Genomic DNA, 19,726 nt, shown 5'->3' on the forward strand with positions numbered 1-19,726 from the left:
CCGCTGGATGCGCGGGGACTTCGACCACCTCACGTGACGCTGGCGGGACGAACGACGACGGCGAGCGGCCGCCGTCGTCCGTCCCGCAGGGCCTGCTAGTCCTGGTTCGTGCGCAGCCAGATCGGGTTGGTCAGGGCGGCCATGGGGCCGAAGCTCAGGCTGGGGCCCATCGACGTCCCGCCGGGCTTGCCGTCCGCCATGGGGTGGCGGACCTCCGCACGCAGGTACGCGGCGATCTCCGGGCGAGTCACCCACGTGACGGTTCCGGATCCGGAGGCCGGGAGGGTGGTCTGAAGCATCTGGCCCTCGTCGGTGAACAGCCGCACGGTGCCGTTGGGGACGCCCGCAACGTCGACCGTCACGGTGATGTCCTCGTCTGGCTTCGCCTTCAGGATGTCGCCGATGCCCGCCTTCTGGCCACCCGCGGACTTCGCCGTGAACGTCAGGTTCACGTCCGCCGACTCCGCGATCCACGAGCGTCCCGCCTTGAGCCCGGCGAGAATCGCGTCGCGGGAGAGGCCGTCGGCGAGGACCACGTTGTGCGGCCAGCCGATGACGTGGTTCGGGTTGTGGGCGTCGCTGTTGCCGAAGGCCGGCAGCCACTTCTTGCCGGTGCGAGCCGCGTCCGCGAGCAGGTTGTCCCACGTCGAGACGGCCGCGTCGTCGTCCCAGCCCCACGGGCCGGTCCACACCTCGGTGCCGTCGAGTCCGTCCAGCCCGAACTTCCACTCGCTGCCGATCCACGGGCAGTACATGTGGGCCGCAACGGTGAGGCCACCGGCCTCCCGCACACGATCCTGGAACTTCTCGAACACCTTGTCGCGGGCGCGATAGCGCCAGTCGATGAACTCGCCGGGAGTGGTGCCGAGGGCGAGCCAGTGCCCGTTGCGGGTCGTCACTTCCTCACCGGTGATGATCAGCAGGTCCTCGCCCGCGAGCGGGCCCCAGATGCCGTGCGACGCGCTCGTGTTGTGGTCGGTGGAGACCATAAAGTCGAGCTTGCCGGCGCGAGCGCCCGCCGCGACCTGCTCCGGCGTGTTGTGCCCGTCGGAGTACACGCTGTGCAGGTGGCAGTCGCCGCGGTACCAGTCCCGGCCGCGACCCTTGGCGCTCGTGGCGGGGTACGACGGCGTGAAGGCCGCGCCAGGCTCACCCGCGGTGAGCGTGACCTGGACCTCGTAGTCCATGCCCTGCGGCGCAACCTGGTACGGGCCGAGGACAATGTGCCACGTCCCGGGCATCACGTCGCCCGGGAGATAGCCCGGCGTGGCTTCCGGACGGCTGATCGAGAACTCGGTGCGGAACCCGCCGGACCAGCCGCGGAAGCCCTCGCCGCCCACGTCGATTCCGCGTGCGTCGAAGATGCCGATATCGCACGCGTTGCCCGGCGTGCCCGCCGGCACCGAGGGCTTCGAGTAGCTGTACGAGACCGAGATCTTGGCGGTCCCGGCAGGCACGACGACCGGCAGGTACACGAAGTCCGGGGCGCCTGGGACCAGGTGGCCGGTGATCTTCTTCGTCTGGGCCGCATCCGCCGTGTCCGCGCGGGCGGGTTCGGCGAACACCATCGGAGCGAGCGCGATCCCGGCGCCGGTTCCGAGGGCTGCGAGCAGCGCCCGCCGCGAGAAATCATGGTTGGCGATGTCTGACGGACGAACGTTCGGGAGAGAATTCATGCCGTCAACCCTTTCGCTCCCCGGCATCCCGCACGTGGCCGGGAAGTGAACTGCGCGAGGCGAGAAGCTAGTGCTTCAGGTCCACGAGTTCCTGCAGCACCTGATCGCTCGTCGTGATGATGCGCGCGTTCGCCTGGAACCCGCGCTGCGCGACGATGAGGTTCGTGAACTCTTGGGAGAGATCGACATTCGACATCTCGAGCGCGCCCCCGGCCAGGGATCCGAACCCCGGATCCCCGGCCTGGCCCACTTGCGCGGTGCCCGAGTTGGCCGTGCTCGTGTAGGCGGAGTCGCCGGTCTTCTCGAGGCCCGCGGGGTTCGTGAACTTCGCGAGCGCGATCCGGCCCACGGTCTGCTTGAGCCCGTTGCTGAACGCCCCTACGAGCGAGCCGTCTCCCCCGAGCGTGAAGGATTCGAGCGTCCCGGCGGCGGAGCCGTTCTGGCCCGTGGCCGCGACCGTCGTCATCCCGGCGTAGCCCGTCACCGCGCTGAGGTCCGCGGTGATCCCGCCGACCGCGAGCGCGCCGCCGGACGTGAGCTTGCCGTTCGTGAAAGCGAGCGAGCCAGCGCCCGTGGTCCCGTTGGCGTCCGCGCCGGAGACGTCCCAGCCGCCCGCGGAGCGCGTGAACGTGAGCGCGAGATTGCGGGCCACCCCGTTGGCGTCGTAGACACGAAGGTCGCGCTCGAGCGAAGTCCCCGGGGCGGCGTCCGAGGGAAGGTTGCCGTCCACGGAGGCGGTCGTCGTCGCGATGGCGGCGATGGTCGCAGTCGGCGAGAGGGTGATGTTGCCGATCGGCGAACCCGTGTTGACGTTCCCCGCGGCGTCCGCGGTCCAGCCCTGGAGGAGACCGCCGTCGGGCGCCACGAGCCGCCCGGACGCGTCGAAGCCGAAGGACCCCGCGCGCGTGTAGAGCTGCTGGCCCCCGCGGCTCGTGATGAAGAAGCCGTCACCGGAGATCATCATGTCCGTCGCCTTGCCGGTGGACTGCGCCGAGCCCTGGTTGAAGTTCGTGGTCACTGCCGCGACCTTCACCCCGAGGCCGATCTGGGCGGGGTTTGTCCCACCCGTCGCGGGCTGCGGGCCGGAAGCGCCCTGCGTGAGCTGCGAGAGGGTGTCCTCGAACTCGGTCGACGATCCCTTGAAGCCCACCGTGTTGACGTTGGCGATGTTGTTGCCCGTGACGTCGAGCATGGTCTGGTGGGCGCGCAGGCCCGAGATGCCTGAGTAGAGCGAGCGGAGCATTGCACTGCCTTTCTAGCCGGTGATTCCGGTGATCGAGTCGAGGGAGATCGAGGCGCCGCCTACGGTAACGGTCGGCGTCGTGCCGCTGTAGGAGACGGAGCTCGCGGTGCCGCTGCCTGCACTGCCGTCCGCGGCGAGGTACGTGACGGCCTTCCCGATGAGGGCGGCGGCTGCCGAGCGCTGCTGGACACTGAGCCCAGCGGTGCTGTCCGAGGCGAGCTGGGTGAGCTTCTCCATCATGGCGAGCTGCGTGGTCTGGTTGATCATCGCGTTCGTATCCATGGGCGAGCTCGGGTCCTGGTTCTTGAGCTGCGTGACCAGGAGGTCCATGAAGACACTCGAGTCCATGGTCTGCTTCGGCGTCCGAGTGGGTGCGGCGGAGGTCAGGCTTGTCGCGCCGACTGGGCTGCTTGCGGCCGTCCCTCCGACCGTGCTGCTCACGGGGCTGATGGTCATGGTGTGCCTTCCTTGGTCACGCGAGGATGTCGAGGCTCGTGTCGGCGCTGGAGTGACCCAGCGGGGCGCCGCGCGCGGGAAGGCCCGCCGCAGAGATCGGGCCGAGGCGGAGCGCCGGGGTCCCGCGGCGGCCACGCCCGCCGTCGAACCCGCCCCGCCCACCGCCGTCGAACCCGCCCGGCCCGCCCTCCCGCTGCGGCGCGTCGCGGCTCGAGAGGTCCAGACTCGCGCCGATCCCGGCGTGGGCGAGGTCGCGCCTCAGCTCGGGCAGGACGGCCTGCACGGCGGCGCGTCCCGCGTCCGACGGCGCGAACAGCTCCACCCGCACCCCCTCCGCACCGATGTGCGCCTGGACCGTGACCGGCCCGAGGTTCTCCGGCGTCACCTTGACGGTCATGACGTGCTCCCCCGGCCCCGCCGCGACAACCGTGAAGAGCGGCCGCGCGAGCTGAGTGGCGAAGCCGGGCGACGCCGAGGCGGGCGGCGGCGTGGATGATTGAGCCGAGGCAGATTGAGCCGGTGCCGTCACCTCAGAACGGACGACGACGGCGCCCGGCACCCCAAGGAGCGTCACCGCCGAGGGCGAGACAGACTGCGAGGGCGAGAAGGACTGCGGGCCGGATACCGTGCCAGGCAGTGAGGCCGGCGCAGCGGTTGCCGCGCCGTGGACGGGTGAGAGCGCGGAGCCTCGGCCGGGAGCAGGCTGCCCGGCCGCCGAGCCCAGCGCCACGGCGGCGAAGGGCCCCGCGAGTCGCTGCTCGGACGTGGGGCCCGGGAACCCGCCCCCCAGTGGCGGGCTCCCGGGGGTCAAAGGGGCGGGCGACGACTCGCCTGTGGCAGGCCCAATGCCCGAACCCGGCAGCGCAGCACCCGCAGGAAGCGCGGTCGTCGGCAGCGGAACCGCGAGCGCGACGAGGGATGGGTCGACACCGGGCAGAGGCGCCCCCGCCGAATCCGCGTCGACGGGACGCGAAGCCGCCCGACGCTCCCCACTGCCGCTCGGCACTGCGGGGCCTCCGGGAAGCGACGAGGCGAGGGCCCCCGGGGAAGCCGCAGCGCCGCCGTCGTCCGGGGTAGCCCCGTCGTTCGGGGCGGCCCCGTTGTTGGGAGTTGCCCCGACCCGCAGCGCCGCAAGCGCCGCCGCAAACAGCCCGATCGGGGCAGGCGCCTTGGCGGACGAGGCCGCCGCCCCCGCACCGGGCCCCGCCCCCGCCGGCACGGCACCGGGAAGCGCAGCGGCCAACGAATCAGTCACGCGGACACCCCCCGAGACAGCGCGGCCACGATCTGGCGCGCCTGCGGCTCCCATTTCGCGTACGCGTCGGGGTACGCGGAGCCCTGGACGGCCTGGTCGGCCGCCGCGACGGGCAGGTTCTGCCAGCCCGGGATGGCGGTGAGCCGGTCGAGGAACCTGTTCGTGGACTTCGCAGGATCCATGGCCTCCGCGACCGTGCCCCACGAGAATTGACTCCCGTTGACCTGCTGCTGGAACAGGCCCACGGAGTAGCCGTCGGTGCCCACGGCCGACTGATCGGGCGCGAGCTGCTGCGATCCCGCGACCTTCGGATTCCAATACATGCGCAGCGAGGACTCTTGGAGAGCGGTCGAGATCGCGTCGACCGCCGCCTGGGCGGGCAGTCCGCGGGCCCGAGCCTCGCCGACGATCGCCCGGGCATAGCCCGTCTGCGTCGCGTCGAGCCCGGCCGCGTCGAGCCCGGCCGCGTCAGGCCCGGAGACCCCGTGGTCAGCAGGGACGATCCGCCGGATGGCCGTGAGGTTGCCGTATTTCTCCCACGCGTCGCGGACCTGGACGGTCTTGCCGGGCTGGGGCGCGTCGATGGCCTTCCCGTTCCCGAGGTAGATGGCCACATGCTCGCCGCCGAAGCTCACCAGAAGGTCCCCCGGCTGCGCGTCGGCGAGCGAGGCGACGGACGTCCCCTGGGCCATCTGGTCGTGGACGACGCGCGGGAGCGGGATCCCGAGGTCCTGGTAGACGCGCTGGACGAACCCCGAGCAATCGAGGCCCGTGCTCGGGTCGGTGCCGCCCCACACGTAGGGCACGCCGACGTACTTCTGCGCGTCCGCGGCGATCTGCTCGCCGGTCGCGGTGCCGGCTGGATTGGTGCCGGCTGGATTGGTGCCAGCTGGGCTGGCGCCAGCCGAGGCGCTGGCTGGCGTGGCGCCCGCGAGCGCCTGCGCGAACGCGCCGGCCCCGCTCACGGCGGCCGACGACGAAGCTCGGGCCACAGCGGTGCGCCGCGCCGGGTCGAGTTGGCTGAGGGTCGACTGGATCTCGTTGATGCGCCCGATAGCGGCGTCGAGCGTCACGGGGTCGCCTCTTCTGCTGGCCGAGCTGGGCTCTGCTGACCGCGCCGCGTCGCCCCCAGCTCGTCGAGGACGCCCTGTTCCACGGCGAGCTCGGCGGCCGCAGCGGCCTCGGCGTGCCGCGCCTCGAGCTTCTCGAGGCCGATCGTGCGCGCGCGGGCCGCGGCGAACTCGAGCTGCGCCGCGTCCCGCTCGGACTCGGCGAGCTCGGCGAGCGCCCGCAGCTCGGCGAGCATGCTCGTCGACGAGGCGCGCGCGGCGGCGACAGCCCGCAGCGCGGCCGAGGTGTCGACATCGGACGAAATCCGATCACCGTCGGCGCGGCCCGCCTCCTCGCGGACGGCGAGCGCCCGCTGCCGCGCGTTGGCCGCGCCGAAGCGCGCCGCGGCCTGGTCCTGTTCGAGCTGGCGCAGCCGGAGCAGTCCGGCCAGGCGGAACTGCTGGCGGGTCATCGGGCACCTCCGAGGATCGTGGTGAGCCGCGCAAGCTGTTCCCACGCGACGTCGGGCGGCGTCTGGTCGTCGAGGCCTTGGCGCAGGAACGCGTCGATCTCGGCCTCGTGATCGAGTGCGGCGTCCACGAGCGGATTGCCGCCCCGCTGATACGCGCCGACGTCGATAAGGTCCTGCGCGGCCTTCCGCGCCGCGAGGACTCGCCGCAGGCCGGCGGCCCATTCCGTGCGCTCGGGCGGGTTGACCTTGGACGCGACGCGGGAGACGGAACCGAGCACGTCGATCGGCGGGTAATGGCCCATGACGGCGAGCTTCCGGTCGAGGACCACGTGGCCGTCAAGGATGGATCGCGCGGCGTCCGCGACGGGTTCGTTGTGGTCATCGCCGTCCACGAGGACCGTGTAGATCCCCGTCACCGAGCCGGTCTCCGCGGTTCCGGCGCGCTCGAGGAGGCGCGCGAGCAGGGCAAAGGTCGACGGCGGGTAGCCGCGTGTGGCGGGCGGCTCGCCTGCCGAGAGCCCGATCTCACGCTGGGCCATGGCCACGCGCGTGAGCGAATCCATCATGAGCAGCACGTGGGACCCGCGGTCGCGGAACGACTCGGCAATGCGGGTCGCGGTGAACGCGGCCCGGAGGCGCATGAGCGCGGGCTCATCTGAGGTCGCGACCACGACGATGGAACGCGCAAGGCCCTCCGCCCCGAGATCGTCGTCGAGGAATTCGCGGACCTCGCGGCCGCGCTCCCCCACGAGCGCGATCACGGAGACCTCGGCCTCCGTGCCGCGCGCGACCATCGAGAGGAGCGAGGACTTCCCGACCCCGGAGCCGGCAAACAGGCCGAGGCGCTGGCCCCGGCCCACGGTCGTGAGCGTGTCGAGCGCCCGGACTCCGGTCTGGAGCGGCGAGTCGATGCGGGCGCGGGCCATCGCGGCCGGCACATCGTGATCGAGCGGCACGCGCTCCACGCGCTCCCCTCCGGCGAGGGGCCCCCGGCCGTCGATCGGGCGGCCGAGCCCGTCCAGCACACGCCCGAACAGCCCGGGCCCGGTGGGAACGCCGAACCCGCCGCGCCGCGCCCGCACCGGGTTTCCGGCGCGGACCCCGGCGAGGCGGCCCAGCGGCATGCACATGAGGACACCCCTCGCGGAGGCGACGACCTCCGCCTCGGTGACGGCGCCGTCGTCGTTCTCCACAGCCACGAGGTCGCCGACCGCGCACGCGAGCCCGGCAACCTCGAGCCCCAGGCCGACGACGGCGGTGACCACCCCCACGCGCTCGGGCGCGGCGGCCTCCAGCGCAGAAGCCAAACCGATCATTCGGCGCCTCCAGCCAGCGCGGCGCGAGCGCGCACGAGCGCGCTCCCGATCCGGGCGTCCAGTTCGCCATCGGGATAGACACTCACGGCGTCCCCGCGCCCCACCGCAGGGTCCGGCACGAGGGCGACACGGCTCGGGCCGGCGCCCGGCTCGAGCAGCGCGAGGTCCGCGGGGTTGAGGCGCACGGCGACGACAGCGTCCGCATCCCGGCCGGAGAGCGCCCGCGCGAGTGCGGCCCGCGCACCCGTCGGCGCATCGGAGAGCTCGTGCCCGATGACCGCCTCGGCGAGCGCGATGGCCGCGGCGGCGAGCTGGGCGTCCGCCTCCTCGAGGACGGGCGCGGTGCGCTCCGCGAGCGCGAACGCGGCACCCTCGAGGAGGGCGACGGCGGCTCGGAGCTGAGTGCGGCCGTGTTCAACAGCCTCGGCGTGCTCGGCGTCGAGCTCCGCGCGGCGGGCGGCAAGCTCGGCGTCGGCGCGGCGCAGACCCGCCGCGTACCCTGCGGCGTGGCCGCGCGTGAAGCCCTCAGCCTCCCCGGACGGGTTGAGCGTGGGGTAGACCACGGGCCGGGCGGAGGCTTCACGAGGCGCTGTCTCAGTAGACAAGATCGTCCTCCTCGCCGCGACGCACGGTGATCGCGCCGCTCGCCTCGAGCTCGCGGATAGCCCGGACGATCGAGGCGCGGGCCTCCTGCACCTCGGAGGCGCGGACCGGGCCCACGGCCGAGATCTCGGACTGGAGGATCTCGCGGTTGCGGTCCGAGACGTTGTTGTTGATCGCGTCGAGCACGGGCTGGGCGGCGCCCTTCATGGCGCGAGCGAGGACGCCCGCGTCGACGCCGCGCAGGATCTGCTGGATGTCGCGGCGCTCGAGCTTGACGATGTCCGCGAACGTGAGCATCTTCGAGCGCACCTCCTCGGCGAGCTCGGGATCACGCTCGTGCAGTCCGTCGAGAACCGCCCGCTCGGTCGAGATGTCGGAGCGGTTGATGATGTCCACGAGGGGCTGCACGCCGCCGATCACCTCGACCTGCCTGCGGCCCGGTCCGAGGGCGGCGCCGGTGCGGGACTTGAGGCTCTCCGCGACGATGCTCACGGCCTCGGGCGTCGCGGAGCCCATCGTCGCGAGGGCCTGGGCCACGTCGATGGCCTGAGCGCCGCCGAGGCCTGCCATGACGTCCGAGGCCTTGTCGGGCCGCAGATGCGCGAGCACAAGTGCGATCGTCTCGGGGAGCTCGCCGTCGAGGAGCGTGAGGAGCTGGGACGGGTCCACGCTGTCGAGGAACTCGAACGACTTCCCGGCCATCGTGGACGCGAGCCGATCCATGACCCCCGCGGCGCGGTCGGCGCCGAACGACGATTCGAGGAGGCCCACCGCGAGGTCGCGGCCGCCGCGCGTGGTCCGGCGGCCCGCGACCGCGATCTCGTGGAACTCCGCGATGACGTGTTCCGACACCGCCGCGTCCACGCGGCTGAGCCGGACGATTTCCGCGGCGATGTCTTCTGCCTCGGACTCGCTGAAGTGGCCCATGACCTTCGCCGCGTTCTCCGGGCTCATCTGCATGAGCACGATCGCGACCTTCTGCGTGCCGGTGAAGAGGTCCGCCGGCGTCATACGCTCTGCCTCTCGTCCATGAGGCCCCGCAGGAACTCCGCGGTCTTCTGCGGCTCGATCGCGCCGAGGCGATCCACCTGCGCGCGGCGCCGTTCGGCGTCGAGCACCTCGGCGCCAGGATCCGGCAGGGCCGGGAGGGGCTCTGCCGCGGGGAGCGCGACGGTCGCCGGAGCCTCGAGGATCGCCGGCGCGTCGACGTCGTCGAACACGATGTCCCCGCCGAGATCGAGCGGCTCGCGGACCGCCATGCGGCGCGAGCGGACCCACAGGAGCACCGCGGCGACGAGGATTGCGAGCAGCGCGATGCCCGCCCACATGACGTTGGTCCACAGCTGCGCCTGGGCCTTCGTGGCGTCGTCCGCCTGCTGCTGCGCGAGCGCGGCCTTGGCCTGATCCGCCGCGGAGGTACTGAACGGCACCACCTGCATCGAGAGGACGTCGCCGCGCGTCGCGTTGATACCCGCCGCGGCGGAGACGAGCGCGTTGAGGTTCTGGATGTTGAGTCCGTTCGCCGCGGACTGGTTGATCGCCACGGACACCGATTGCCGTTTGAGCGCCCCGGCGGGGATCGTGCGGTCCTCCGTGACCTTGTTGACGGCGTTGTCCTGCGTATTGGTGGTCGAGTCGTAGTTGCCGTTGCCGGCCGAGCCCGCGCCGCTCGTGCTCGTCCCCGTGCTCGTCCCCGACGGCACCGCGATATTGTCCGGCCCGAGGACGCCCGAGGCTCCCGCGCCGCCCGTCCCCGTGTATTTCTCCGTCTTGCTCGACTGGCTCAGCGGGGCCGTGTCCTTGTTGCTCGAGAACGTCTCCGACTTCTGCTGCGCCGATTGCTGGTCCACCTCGGGGATCACGGCGACCGTCGCGTTGCCGGGCCCGAGGACCCGGTCGAGGACGGCCTGGACCGCGGCCTGGGTGCGCTGCTGATAGTCCGCTGCCTGCTTCGAGCCGTTCCCGCTGCCGCCCGCCCCGCCGGAGCCGACGGCGGAGAGCACGTTGCCCTGCGAGTCCACCACGGAGACGTTGGCCGGCTTGAGCCCCTGGACGGCGGCGGAGGTCAGGTGGACGATCGCGTCCACCTTGTCGCTCGTGAGCGTCTGGCCGGGCAGCGTCTGCACGAAGACGGACGCCGTGGGGTCCGCCTGCTGCGACGTGAAGACGGTCTGCGCGGGGATGGCAAGCTGGACAGTCGCCGTCTTGACGCCGTCGAGGTGGGAGATCGTCGTGCCGAGCTCGCCCTCGATGGCCCGCTTGTAGGTGACGTTCTGCTGGAACTCCGAGGACGTCACGCCCATCTTGTCGAGGAGCGAGTATCCGGTCGCGGGCGCCGCCGGGAGGCCCGCCGCCGCGGCCTTGAGCCGCTCGTCGTAGACCTTCTCCTGCGGGACGAGCACGGTCGAGCCGCCGTCGGACAGCTGGTACGGCACGTTGTCCTTGCCGAGCTGCTGCACCACGGCGCTCGCGTCCGCCCCCTGGAGCCCCGTGAAGAGCGGCGCGTAGCTCGGCTTCATGAGCCACGAGGCGAGTGCGACGCCGCCGAGCACGAGGACCGCGAGGCCGATGATCGCGACCGTGCGCTGGCCCGCGGTGAAGCCCTTGACCGTCGCGGCGAAGCGCCTTCCGAGCGCGGTGACGAACGGCGGCATCAGCCCTGCATCCTCATGATCTCGTTGAACGCGTCGACGGCCTTGTTGCGCACGGCAGAGGCGAGCTCGAGCGTCACCTGGGCGCGGGTCGCCGCGATGGTGGCGTTGTGGATGTCATCGAGGTTGCCCGTCACGGCCTGGACGGCGAGCTGGTTCGACGTCGACTGGAGCTGCTGCAGATTGTCGACGGCGCCCGCGAGGCTCGCGCCGAAGTCGCCGCTGGGCGCTTGGGTGCCCGCCGTCGTCGTTCGCGCCGCTGGCGAGACGGACGACGACGCCGGGGCGGCAACGCCGGCGACCACGGCGCCGATCGGGCCGAGGGCTGCAAGGCTCATGAGGACTTCCCGATCTGGAGGGCCGCTTCGTAGATGTCGCGCGCGCGGTCCACGACCTGCGCGTTGGCCTGATAGCCGCGCTGGGCCATGATGAGCGCGCCCATCTGCTCGTTGAGGTCGATGTCCGGGTAGCGGACATAGCCGTCCTTGTCCGCGAGCGGGCTGTCCGGCTGGTAGGCGAGCCGACCCGTCGCGTCGCCCTGCGGCGTCCCGCTGACGTAGACGCCCGAAGTCCCCGGGCCGGCCTGCACCTCGATGTAGCGGGCCTGGAACGCGGGCCCGCTCGTGGGCGCAGCCGTGTTGACGTTCGCGAGGTTGTCCGAGATGGCGTCGAGCCACTTGCGATGCACCGTGAGCGCGGTGCCGGCGATGCCGATGGCGTCGAACGTCATGCCGTCCTCATCGCCGCGCGCACGCCCGTGAATTCGGCGTTGATCGCCTGCGACGCGAACTGGTACCGCAGCACGGTGTCGACGTTCGAGAGCGTCTCCGTGTCGAGGTTCACGTTGTTGCCGTCGGTGCGCGTGGGCTCCTGCGAGACCGCCGTCGTCGCGGCGACGCGTCCGTCCCCGGCCGCGACCGAGGCGGCGAGCGCCGACTCGAACTGGACCCGCTTCGCGTGGTAGCCCGGGGTGTTGACGTTCGCGATGTTGTCCGCGATGGACTGCTGGCGGAGCGACAGTCCGTTGAGCGCGCTCGTGAGCGCGGCAGAGGTCACGGAATCGAGCACACAGTCCTGCCTGGGTCCGGAGTGGCTGGCCGATCCGTGGCCAGGTTGTTGCGAGCAGTCCGTGCTCAACGGCAACTATCGGCAGCGCGCGGCGGTGCGTTAGCCGCTGCGCTAGCCCACGTGGACCCAGGGTCGCTGCGTGACCTCTGGCACGGCCTGGCGGAGCACCTCGCGCGTCACGGGGGCGATCTCCCCCTCACCGAAGAACATGAAGCGCAGCAGGTTCCGCACCGGATTGCCCTCGGTCCACCGGAAGTAGACATGCGGCATGAGCCCCGAGACATCGCGGATGTGCAGCAGCACGGACGCAATCGTGTTGGGGATCACGGGCCCGTGCACCTCAAGCACGCGGTAGCCGTGGCGCAGCAGCCCGTGGACCTCGAGGGCCGTTTCGAAGTCCGAGGAATCGTCGAGGAACACCTCGAGGAAGACGACGTTCTCATCGGCCGCGAGATGGCTCGTGTCCCGGATGGATTCGAGCTTCTGGAGGTAAGCCTCGCTCGAGAGCTGCACCGGCTCGTGGGCGATGACGTGGAGGGCCCGCGCGTCCCGCGAATCGAGGAAATCGCGCGCCTTCTCGTCGAACTGGATGCTCGTGGCGTGCAGCTCAAAGGAGCGCTTGGCCCGCGACACGAGCGAGACGACCACGATCGCCGCGATGAAGATGGCCGCGATCTCGAGGCCCTCCGGGCGCTCGACCATGTTCGTCAGCGTCGTGTAGACGAAGGCCAGGGCGATGATCCCGAATCCGACCACGAGCCTGCCCTGCCGCCTGCGCCGCGCCGACAGAGTCACGGCCACGGCCGCGGACGTCATGAGCACGAGCACGCCGGTCGCGTACGCACCGCCCTGCGCATCGACGTTCGCCGAGAAGATGAGCGTGACGAGGAACCCGATCGCGGTGAACACGAGCACGAGTGGCCGCATCGCCTTGGTCCACTGCGGGGCCATCCCGTACCGCGGCAGATAGCGCGGCACGAGGTTCAGGAGCCCGGCCATCGCGGACGCACCCGCGAACCAGAGGATGGCGATCGTGCTGAGGTCGTAGACGGTTCCGAAGCCCACGCCCAGATACTCGTGGGCCTGCAGGGCGAGGGCGCGGCCGTCCGCCGGACCGCCCGGCTGGAAGTCCTGCTGGGGTATGAGGATCACGGTCGTGAAGCTCGTGGTGAGGAGGAAGGCGCTCATGATGACCGCCGCCCCCGTCAGCAGGCGCTTCGTGCCCCTGATGCGGCCGGTCGGATTCTCCTCGGTGTCGCTAGCGTCGCCCCGGATCTGCGGCATGACGGCCACCCCGGTCTCGAAGCCCGACATACCAAGGGCGAGCTTGGGGAACACCAGGAGAGCCACGGCGATCATGAGGAGCGGGTTCCCCTGCGAGGTCACCGCCGCCTGCCACCAGTCCGAGACCTGGATCGGATGGGACAGCGCTTGGCCCAGGGTCACGACCACGAGGATGGCATTGAGGCCCAGATAGATGCCCACGAGCACCACGGCGACGCCGATCGCCTCCCTGAACCCGCGCAGGAACACCGCCCCCAGCAGGGCGAGCAGCAACAGCGTGACGGCGACGTTCTGGCCCTGCAGCCAGCCGGGCATGAGCGGATTCGCGATGAGGTGAGCGGCGGCATCCGCGGCAGAGAGGGTCATCGTGATGACGAAGTCCGTGGCCGCGAAGCCGATCAAGGCCAGCACGAAGAACTTGCCGCCCCAACGCGACAGGAGCCGTTCGAGCATCGCGATCGAGCCCGAGCCGCTGTGGCTCTCGACCGAGACCCTCCGGTACACGGGAAGCGCCCCGCAGAGCATGACGATGATGAGCAGGACCGTGGCCAGCGGCGACAGCACGCCAGCCGCGACCGCTGCAATCGCGGGCGCGTAGCCGAGTGATGAGAAGAGGTCCACGCCCGTCAGGCACATCACCTGCCACCACGAGTGCTTCCGCTCGTTGGGGCGCGGGACGGCGTGTGGCCCCTGATGGAGCGCCTGAGTCTGATGCAGATCGTGGAGTAGCCAGCTCCTGAAGGAGCCGGATGTCACCCGTGGTTGGCTCAAGGCTGTCATGAGAAGCCCTCCCGACTCGGCGTGCTGATCACCCCAGTCGAGGCGACCGTAACACCGGCCGCGCGGGCGGTCACCCGGATTTACGGGTTTTTAATATCCGGCGGACGCTCCAACCGGCGGACCCGGCCTACCCCGTGACGTCGAGATACAGGGCCGCGCCCTGGCGACGGGCGGGGATGGCGTCCAAGGCAGCGAGGTGACGCCCCGCCGTCGTCCGCGCCTCCTCGAGGCGCGCGGTGAGATCGCCCTGCCGGCTCAGCACCGCGACGGCGCGCTCGAGGAGGCGCTCGGGGAGCGACCCGAGGTCGCCGGGCGGGGTCCAACGTTCGACCGCGGGGGCCAGCTGCGCGTCGAGGCGTCGCTCAGCGTCGTCGAGGTCCGCGACGAGCCGGCCGAGCACGTCGTCCCACGTCTCAGACAACCGCGGCACCCGCAGCCGCGTGCCACGCCTCCTGGAGCGGCTCGAGGAGGCCGATCGCCTCGCGCGTGCGGGCCACGTCGCGGTGGATGTTCGCGTTGACGAGTGCCACGCGCACATACTCGTAGATGGCGCGCAGGCCGTCGGCGCCGTCCCATCCGTCTGGCCTGAGGGTGGCCGTTAGCTCGGCGACGATGTCCTGCGCGTGCAGGAGGTTCTCGCTCGCGGACGGCCAGTTCGCGGCGTTCTGCGCGATCTCGGCGCGGCGCAGGTCGAGCAGGAGCCGGTCGTACAGCATGGTGAGGAGCCGGGCAGGGCTCGCGGAGAGGATCGCGTCGCGGTTGTACTGCTCGCGCGCACGGGCTATTTGTATGGTCACGGTGGCTCTCCCTTACTTCGAGCTCGAGGACTGCGACGAGGGGGCGCCCGGGAGCCCCGCGATCTGGCTCGTGAGCCACGACTGCTGCGACTTGAGCGCCCCGAGGGACGTGTCCATGGCGTTGTAGAGGGCCGCGAGCGCCGCCTTGCGGTCGGCGAGGCGCGTGTCCCAGTCGCTGATCCGGCTCGCGAGGTCCGACACCTCGGACTGCCGTCCCGCGATGAGCGCCGTGACCGATCCCGTGACGGGGTCGGAGGCGTTCTTCGCGGCCGTCGCCACGCGGCCCGCGATCTCCTGGAGCGCCGACTCCGTCCCTGCGGGATCCGCGGCGAGGGCGGCGCCGAACTTGGCCGAGTCGAACGTGAAGCTGCCGTCCTGCTGGATGCTGATCCCGAATTCCGAGGGCGAGTGCCCGCGGCTCGTCGGGAGGTACAGGGCGTTCGTGATCGAGTCGGAGATGCCGCCCACGGTCGAATCCCCCGTGAACAGGCCACCCGCGGCCGACGACCCGCCGGTCGAGTTGATCGTCGTGGTGACCTTGGTGTTGTCGGAGATGTTGCTCAGGAGGTCGTTGACGGCGGCGACGAGATCGCTGGCCTGCTTCGTGACGCCCGCGTTGTCCGCGCCCACGATGATCGTCACGCTGCCGCCCACTGCACCGCTCGCGGCGGTGACGTTGACGCCCGGAACGATGTTGGTGAACGTGTTCGTCGACGACGTGATGGTCTGCGATGCCGCGGTCCCCGCATACAGGGTCGCCGAGGCGTCCTGGGCGGCGGTGACGATCGCGGCGCCCGGCTGGGCCATGAGATCCGTCGCCGTGCCGCCGGTCACCTGCGCGCCCGTGCCCTGGTAGACCTTGAAAGCGCCGGCCGCGCCCGACTGCGTCGCGGTGAGCTGGAGCCGGTAGAGCGGGTTGCCGCTCGCGTCGGTCCCCGCGGCGACCTTGAGCGCCTTGGCCGGACCGCCCGAGGCATTGATCGCACTCACCACATCGTCGAGCGACGTGCTCGCCGGGGTGATCTGCGTCTGCTTGCCCGTCGCGTCGACGAGGGTCAGGGCGGCGGGCGCACCGGCCGTGCCGGTGGGCCACGTGCCCATCGCCGAGGTGACGTCGACCTGGGTCTGGGCCAGCCGGTTGAACGTGAGGCTGAACGTGCCCGCCGTCGCCGTGGGCCCCGCCGTCGCTGTCACCGCGGTGTTGCTCGTCGTCGTGGTGAAGAGGTTGAGCGCGCCCGGCGCCGAGGCCTTGCTCGCGAGGCCGCTCAGCGCGGACGCCTTGCCGTTGAGCGTCTGGAGGACGCTGATCATGCTCTGATCGTCCGCCTGCGTCTGCTTGAGCTGCTGCTGCGGCAGGGCCTCGACGGCCATGAGCGAATTGATGATCGAGGTGAGGTCGAGCCCGCTGCCGAGCCCATTGATCGAGATAGCCACGTGCGTGCTCCTTGAGTCGCGTCGCGTACCGCTTGCCCCTCAGGGCTTGCCATCGGTGCTTGCCATCGGTGCTTGCCAACGGCCTTGACCCCGGCGCTTGCCGGTGTGGGGAGAGGCCGACGGCGGCCAGAGGGTCGGTGCCCCGTGGCCGCCGGCGGCGGTGGTTCCGTTGCCGGAGCCGGTGTTAGCCGAGGAGCTTGAGGATGCCCTGGCTGGACTGGTTGGCCTGGGCGAGCATCGCCGTGCCGGCCTGCGAGAGGATGCTGTCCTTCGTGTAGTTGACCATCTCGGAAGCCATGTCCGTGTCCGTGATGTGGGAGTTGGCCGCCGAGAGGTTCTGCGACGAGATGTTCGCGATGTTGATCGCGTGCGTGAGCCGGTTCTGGGCGGCACCGAGCGTCGCGCGCGCACTCGAGACGTAGGCGATCTGCGTGTCGATGAGCGAGATCGATGCCTGCGCGCCGGAGGCCGAGGTGAAGTCGAGGCCACCGGTCGCGCCGGCCGCGCCTGCCGCGAACCCCGTACCAGGAGCGACCGTCGCGTCGACCTTGCCACCCGAAATGGCCTTGATGTTGAGCCCCGTGGCAGCCCCGGTGGAGTCCCGCACCACGGTCGCCACCATCTTGCCGGCGAAGCCGGAATCGGCGTTGAGCGCGTTGGCCACGTCCGAGGCCGACTTGTACGTGCCCGCCGCACCCAGCGTGACGGTCACGGCGCTCGTCGTGGTGCCGTCGGTCACCGTGAACTTCTGCGCGCCGGCCACGGTCGCCGCGCTCGCGTCGGTCAGGGCAAACGTGGCACCCGTGTTGCCCACGCCCAGGGCGGAGGCGATGCTGCTGACGTTGGCGTTCGCGAGGTTGAGGCCGATCTGGCTGTTCGCGCTGCCGTCCGAGCCAATCTGGAAGTTCAGGTTGGTCGCGGAGCCGTTGAGGAGCTTGATCCCGTTGAAGTTCGTCGCACCGGAGATGCGGCCGAGCTCGCTCACGAGGTTCGTGGCTTCCGACGAGATGGCGGAACGCGACGCGGCGTTGTTCGAGTCGTTGCCGGCCTGGACCGCAAGATCGCGCATGCGCTGGAGGACCGAGTGGACCTCGCCGAGCGCGCCGTCGGCGGTCTGGACCAGGCTGATGCCGTCCTGACCGTTGCGGGCGGCGATGTTGAAGCCGCTGACCTGGGACTTGAGGCCCTCCGAGATGGAGAGGCCGGCCGCGTCGTCGGCGGCGGTGTTGATCCGAAGGCCGCTCGAAAGCTTGCCCATCGAGATCGACATGTCGTTGGACGTCTTGCTGAGGTTGAGGTAGGCCTGCATGGCCGAAAGGTTGGTGTTGACGGTCAGAGCCATCGTGAATCCTCCGTGAGTGAGAAGTGGGTGTTGCCTCGGGCCCATCCGTGGGCCCTCGACGCTCACTATCGGCAGGTCTGGCCCGACCGTTAATCTCGACCGCTAATCTCGACCGTTAGTGCGGCCTCCCCTACCCACCCCGACGGCGGGCGCCAAGAGCCCTGCGACGAGCACCCCGCACAGGGCACTGACCATGACGAACGCGGCGAACCTCGCCCACACCGTGGCCGGGCCGAATTTCCGCCGGTTTGCCTTCTCCTCGCGCACAAACGCCTCCCCCGGAACGTCCCCCAAATAGACACAGATGCTACGGACGGGGAGCACCACTGAGACGATCGGCCTGACCACTGAGAAGAGGGGATACGAGGGATTGCGGTCCGGGCCCGAAGCGCCGGTCGCGAGACGGGGGCCCGTCGGGCGGCGAGCTTATTTTGTCGGTGGGTCTCCATAGGCTGGAGGTGTCTTGAAAGGGGGAGCAAGGCATGGAGCAGAAGCGATTCGCGGCGGAGCCCGACGAGTGGATCCTCGACGCCTGGTTCACCGATCAGGAGGACTCGCTCCTGAACGGAACCGTGACCCTGCCTCTGGCCTCGTACCTGACCGCCTCTGGGGCGCTCGAGATGGCCGAGGCCGCTGACCGGCTCATCGGCTGGGCCACCGCCATGAAGCTGCGCGCCTTGGCTCGCGTCGAGCAGGCGATCGGCGAGGAATGGCACGGCCGTCGAGAGGAGCAGCCCGAGCGGCTCGGGGGCGAAGAGACCCATGCCTTGGCCGTCGCCGAGGTCGCCACGGCGTGCGCTGTCTCCGAGAACACGGCGGCGTGCATGCTCCACGACGCCGCCGACCTCGCAGCCCTGGGCGGATCCCAGTGGGAGGTCCTCGAAGCCCTCGAAGGCGGCCAGGTCTCCCCCGCTCATCTGCGGGTCATCCTCGATGCCTCGCGCACTGTCCCTGCCGAGTGTGCGGAGAAGTTCTCACGTGCCGCCCTCCAACGCCTCTCGACCCGCACCGGTCGGCGCCGAACCCCGAGCGAGCTCCGCGCGTGCCTACGCAAGCTCCGCGAGAAGATGCACCCCGAGCCCCTCGAAACCCGAACGAAAGCCGCCCGCCGCGAGCGCGGGGTCTGGTTCGCACCCGACCCAGATGGGATGTGCACCCTCACCGCCCACCTGCCCGCCGAGGCTGGCCTCGCCATCTACGCGGGCCTGGACCGAGCCGCCCGAGCCGCGAAATCTCAGGCCACCGCGCTGCCCTACCCCGCAGCGTTAGGCTCCGCATCGGGCCCCTCAGTGGTGTCTCCCGCCGTCGCCCGGGCCGCGGAGGAGCGCACGCTTAACGAGCTGCGGGCCGACGCCCTCGTCGAGCGTTTCCTCGGCAGTCCCGGAGCCCCGGGCGACGGCCAGGGCGCCGGCCCGGACGCGCACTCGGGCGAGGGAACCGGAACGCTTCCGTTCCGCCCCGAGGTCGTCGTCACTATCCCCATCGAGCTTGCCCTCGGCGCCGATGGCACCTCGGACGCCGACGGCACCGCAGGCACCGCGGGCACCGCAGGCACCGCGGGCACCGCAGGCACCGCAGGCACCGCCAACGCCGCCGGGATGCTCGCCTCGGCCGAGCTGGAAGGCTACGGGCCTATCGACGCGGCCACAGCGCGGCGCCTCGCCGCCCTCGCCCCCACCTGGTTCCGGCTCTTCACCGATCCCCTCACCGGCCAGGCGCTCGGAGTCGGGCGCACCGCGTATCGCCCGCCCCAAGCCCTGCGCCGCTACCTCGCCCATCGCGATGGGGGCTGTGCCTTCCCGGGCTGCACCCACCCAGTTCGCGGATGCGAACCTGACCACACCATCGAATGGCAACACGGCGGCGGCACCAATCCAGAGAACTTGGCCCTCCTATGCCGCAAACACCACGCCCTCAAGTCCATCGGTGCGTGGACCTACACCCACGTGCACACCAACACCCACACCGGCACCGGCAACGGCAGCGACAGCGACAGCGGCGATTCCGGCCACGGCCACCTCAGCTGGCGCTCGCCCCTCGGCCGCACCCACACCACCGAACCCAACGACGAGTTGCAACCCATCCGCCCCCTCGCTCTTCCCCAAGACCTCCCACCGCCCTATCCGCAAGACACCCCGCCGCCGGGCCCCCTGAGTACCGCGCCGCCCGATCCTCCAAACACCCCACCGCCCGGCCCCCAACCCCCGCCGTTCTGATCTGCCGCGCCAATCGGCCGGCACCAATCCGCCCACCCTGCCCAGCCGCGCCAATCACCCCCGCCAATCACCCGCGCTAATCA

The 19,726-nt window shown here is 70.9% G+C and carries 19 protein-coding genes; 1 reads left to right on the top strand and 18 read right to left on the bottom strand.

Annotation, left to right across the window (positions count from 1 at the left end):
• Positions 1–95: 95 nt before the first annotated feature.
• From ACOKR1_RS20235 to ACOKR1_RS20320, 18 genes are all read right to left on the bottom strand, one after another.
• Positions 96–1,676, bottom strand: a complete 1,581-nt coding sequence (locus ACOKR1_RS20235) for a CehA/McbA family metallohydrolase (protein WP_422934674.1) — start codon at positions 1,674–1,676, stop codon at positions 96–98.
• A 67-nt stretch (positions 1,677–1,743) separates the two neighbouring features.
• Positions 1,744–2,919, bottom strand: coding sequence for a flagellar hook protein FlgE (locus tag ACOKR1_RS20240; protein ID WP_422934675.1), 1,176 nt, complete (start codon positions 2,917–2,919; stop codon positions 1,744–1,746).
• Between the two features lie 12 nt (positions 2,920–2,931).
• The gene (locus ACOKR1_RS20245; RefSeq protein WP_422934676.1) at positions 2,932–3,375 is read right to left on the bottom strand and encodes a flagellar hook assembly protein FlgD; all 444 of its coding nucleotides are present in this window, start codon (positions 3,373–3,375) and stop codon (positions 2,932–2,934) included.
• 16 nt (positions 3,376–3,391) lie between these two features.
• Positions 3,392–4,630 carry a flagellar hook-length control protein FliK gene (locus ACOKR1_RS20250; RefSeq protein ID WP_422934677.1) on the bottom strand — a complete coding sequence of 413 codons (1,239 nt, stop codon included), beginning with the start codon at positions 4,628–4,630 and terminating at the stop codon, positions 3,392–3,394.
• The gene (locus ACOKR1_RS20255) at positions 4,627–5,703 is read right to left on the bottom strand and encodes a C40 family peptidase (RefSeq protein WP_422934678.1); all 1,077 of its coding nucleotides are present in this window, start codon (positions 5,701–5,703) and stop codon (positions 4,627–4,629) included. Before ACOKR1_RS20255 ends, ACOKR1_RS20250 begins: the two co-directional genes overlap by 4 nt.
• On the bottom strand, positions 5,700–6,152 hold the full coding sequence (locus tag ACOKR1_RS20260) for a flagellar export protein FliJ (RefSeq protein ID WP_422934679.1): 453 nt from the start codon (positions 6,150–6,152) through the stop codon (positions 5,700–5,702). The genes ACOKR1_RS20255 and ACOKR1_RS20260 overlap by 4 nt, the downstream gene beginning before the upstream one ends.
• Entirely contained in the window at positions 6,149–7,468 is a 1,320-nt protein-coding gene (locus tag ACOKR1_RS20265) for a FliI/YscN family ATPase (protein ID WP_422934680.1), read from the bottom strand. The genes ACOKR1_RS20260 and ACOKR1_RS20265 overlap by 4 nt, the downstream gene beginning before the upstream one ends.
• Entirely contained in the window at positions 7,465–8,073 is a 609-nt protein-coding gene (locus ACOKR1_RS20270; protein WP_422934681.1) for a FliH/SctL family protein, read from the bottom strand. The genes ACOKR1_RS20265 and ACOKR1_RS20270 overlap by 4 nt, the downstream gene beginning before the upstream one ends.
• Positions 8,063–9,082, bottom strand: a complete 1,020-nt coding sequence (fliG, locus tag ACOKR1_RS20275) for a flagellar motor switch protein FliG (protein ID WP_422934682.1) — start codon at positions 9,080–9,082, stop codon at positions 8,063–8,065. The genes ACOKR1_RS20270 and fliG overlap by 11 nt, the downstream gene beginning before the upstream one ends.
• Positions 9,079–10,725, bottom strand: a complete 1,647-nt coding sequence (fliF, locus tag ACOKR1_RS20280; RefSeq protein ID WP_422934683.1) for a flagellar basal-body MS-ring/collar protein FliF — start codon at positions 10,723–10,725, stop codon at positions 9,079–9,081. Before fliF ends, fliG begins: the two co-directional genes overlap by 4 nt.
• The gene (gene fliE, locus ACOKR1_RS20285) at positions 10,725–11,060 is read right to left on the bottom strand and encodes a flagellar hook-basal body complex protein FliE (RefSeq protein ID WP_422934684.1); all 336 of its coding nucleotides are present in this window, start codon (positions 11,058–11,060) and stop codon (positions 10,725–10,727) included. The genes fliF and fliE overlap by 1 nt, the downstream gene beginning before the upstream one ends.
• Positions 11,057–11,452, bottom strand: coding sequence for a flagellar basal body rod protein FlgC (locus tag ACOKR1_RS20290; RefSeq protein ID WP_415854921.1), 396 nt, complete (start codon positions 11,450–11,452; stop codon positions 11,057–11,059). Before ACOKR1_RS20290 ends, fliE begins: the two co-directional genes overlap by 4 nt.
• The gene (locus ACOKR1_RS20295) at positions 11,449–11,790 is read right to left on the bottom strand and encodes a flagellar basal body rod protein FlgB (protein ID WP_422934685.1); all 342 of its coding nucleotides are present in this window, start codon (positions 11,788–11,790) and stop codon (positions 11,449–11,451) included. Before ACOKR1_RS20295 ends, ACOKR1_RS20290 begins: the two co-directional genes overlap by 4 nt.
• A 111-nt stretch (positions 11,791–11,901) precedes the next feature.
• Entirely contained in the window at positions 11,902–13,854 is a 1,953-nt protein-coding gene (locus ACOKR1_RS20300; RefSeq protein ID WP_422934686.1) for an amino acid transporter, read from the bottom strand.
• A gap of 127 nt (positions 13,855–13,981) precedes the next feature.
• Complete coding sequence (locus ACOKR1_RS20305) at positions 13,982–14,275, bottom strand: hypothetical protein (protein WP_422934687.1); 294 nt, start codon at positions 14,273–14,275, stop codon at positions 13,982–13,984.
• Positions 14,268–14,651, bottom strand: coding sequence for a flagellar export chaperone FliS (fliS, locus tag ACOKR1_RS20310; RefSeq protein WP_415854925.1), 384 nt, complete (start codon positions 14,649–14,651; stop codon positions 14,268–14,270). Before fliS ends, ACOKR1_RS20305 begins: the two co-directional genes overlap by 8 nt.
• A 12-nt stretch (positions 14,652–14,663) precedes the next feature.
• Positions 14,664–16,085, bottom strand: a complete 1,422-nt coding sequence (fliD, locus tag ACOKR1_RS20315) for a flagellar filament capping protein FliD (protein WP_422934688.1) — start codon at positions 16,083–16,085, stop codon at positions 14,664–14,666.
• 184 nt (positions 16,086–16,269) lie between these two features.
• Positions 16,270–17,427 carry a flagellin gene (locus ACOKR1_RS20320; protein WP_422934689.1) on the bottom strand — a complete coding sequence of 386 codons (1,158 nt, stop codon included), beginning with the start codon at positions 17,425–17,427 and terminating at the stop codon, positions 16,270–16,272.
• Between the two features lie 482 nt (positions 17,428–17,909).
• Between ACOKR1_RS20320 and ACOKR1_RS20325 the strand changes: the two genes are divergently transcribed.
• Complete coding sequence (locus ACOKR1_RS20325) at positions 17,910–19,643, top strand: DUF222 domain-containing protein (RefSeq protein ID WP_422934690.1); 1,734 nt, start codon at positions 17,910–17,912, stop codon at positions 19,641–19,643.
• The last annotated feature ends 83 nt before the right edge of the window (positions 19,644–19,726 follow it).

Source organism: Sinomonas sp. P47F7, from assembly GCF_049332655.1.
Taxonomy (GTDB): domain Bacteria; phylum Actinomycetota; class Actinomycetes; order Actinomycetales; family Micrococcaceae; genus Sinomonas.

Coding starts and splice junctions, on each gene's coding strand:
- ACOKR1_RS20235 (WP_422934674.1), bottom strand. CDS start 1,676: ATGAATTCTCTCCCGAACGTTCGTCCGTCAGACATCGCCAACCATGAT.
- ACOKR1_RS20240 (WP_422934675.1), bottom strand. CDS start 2,919: ATGCTCCGCTCGCTCTACTCAGGCATCTCGGGCCTGCGCGCCCACCAG.
- ACOKR1_RS20245 (WP_422934676.1), bottom strand. CDS start 3,375: ATGACCATCAGCCCCGTGAGCAGCACGGTCGGAGGGACGGCCGCAAGC.
- ACOKR1_RS20260 (WP_422934679.1), bottom strand. CDS start 6,152: ATGACCCGCCAGCAGTTCCGCCTGGCCGGACTGCTCCGGCTGCGCCAG.
- ACOKR1_RS20265 (WP_422934680.1), bottom strand. CDS start 7,468: ATGATCGGTTTGGCTTCTGCGCTGGAGGCCGCCGCGCCCGAGCGCGTG.
- fliG (WP_422934682.1), bottom strand. CDS start 9,082: ATGACGCCGGCGGACCTCTTCACCGGCACGCAGAAGGTCGCGATCGTG.
- fliF (WP_422934683.1), bottom strand. CDS start 10,725: ATGCCGCCGTTCGTCACCGCGCTCGGAAGGCGCTTCGCCGCGACGGTC.
- fliE (WP_422934684.1), bottom strand. CDS start 11,060: ATGAGCCTTGCAGCCCTCGGCCCGATCGGCGCCGTGGTCGCCGGCGTT.
- ACOKR1_RS20290 (WP_415854921.1), bottom strand. CDS start 11,452: ATGACGTTCGACGCCATCGGCATCGCCGGCACCGCGCTCACGGTGCAT.
- ACOKR1_RS20300 (WP_422934686.1), bottom strand. CDS start 13,854: ATGACAGCCTTGAGCCAACCACGGGTGACATCCGGCTCCTTCAGGAGC.
- ACOKR1_RS20320 (WP_422934689.1), bottom strand. CDS start 17,427: ATGGCTCTGACCGTCAACACCAACCTTTCGGCCATGCAGGCCTACCTC.
- ACOKR1_RS20325 (WP_422934690.1), top strand. CDS start 17,910: ATGGAGCAGAAGCGATTCGCGGCGGAGCCCGACGAGTGGATCCTCGAC.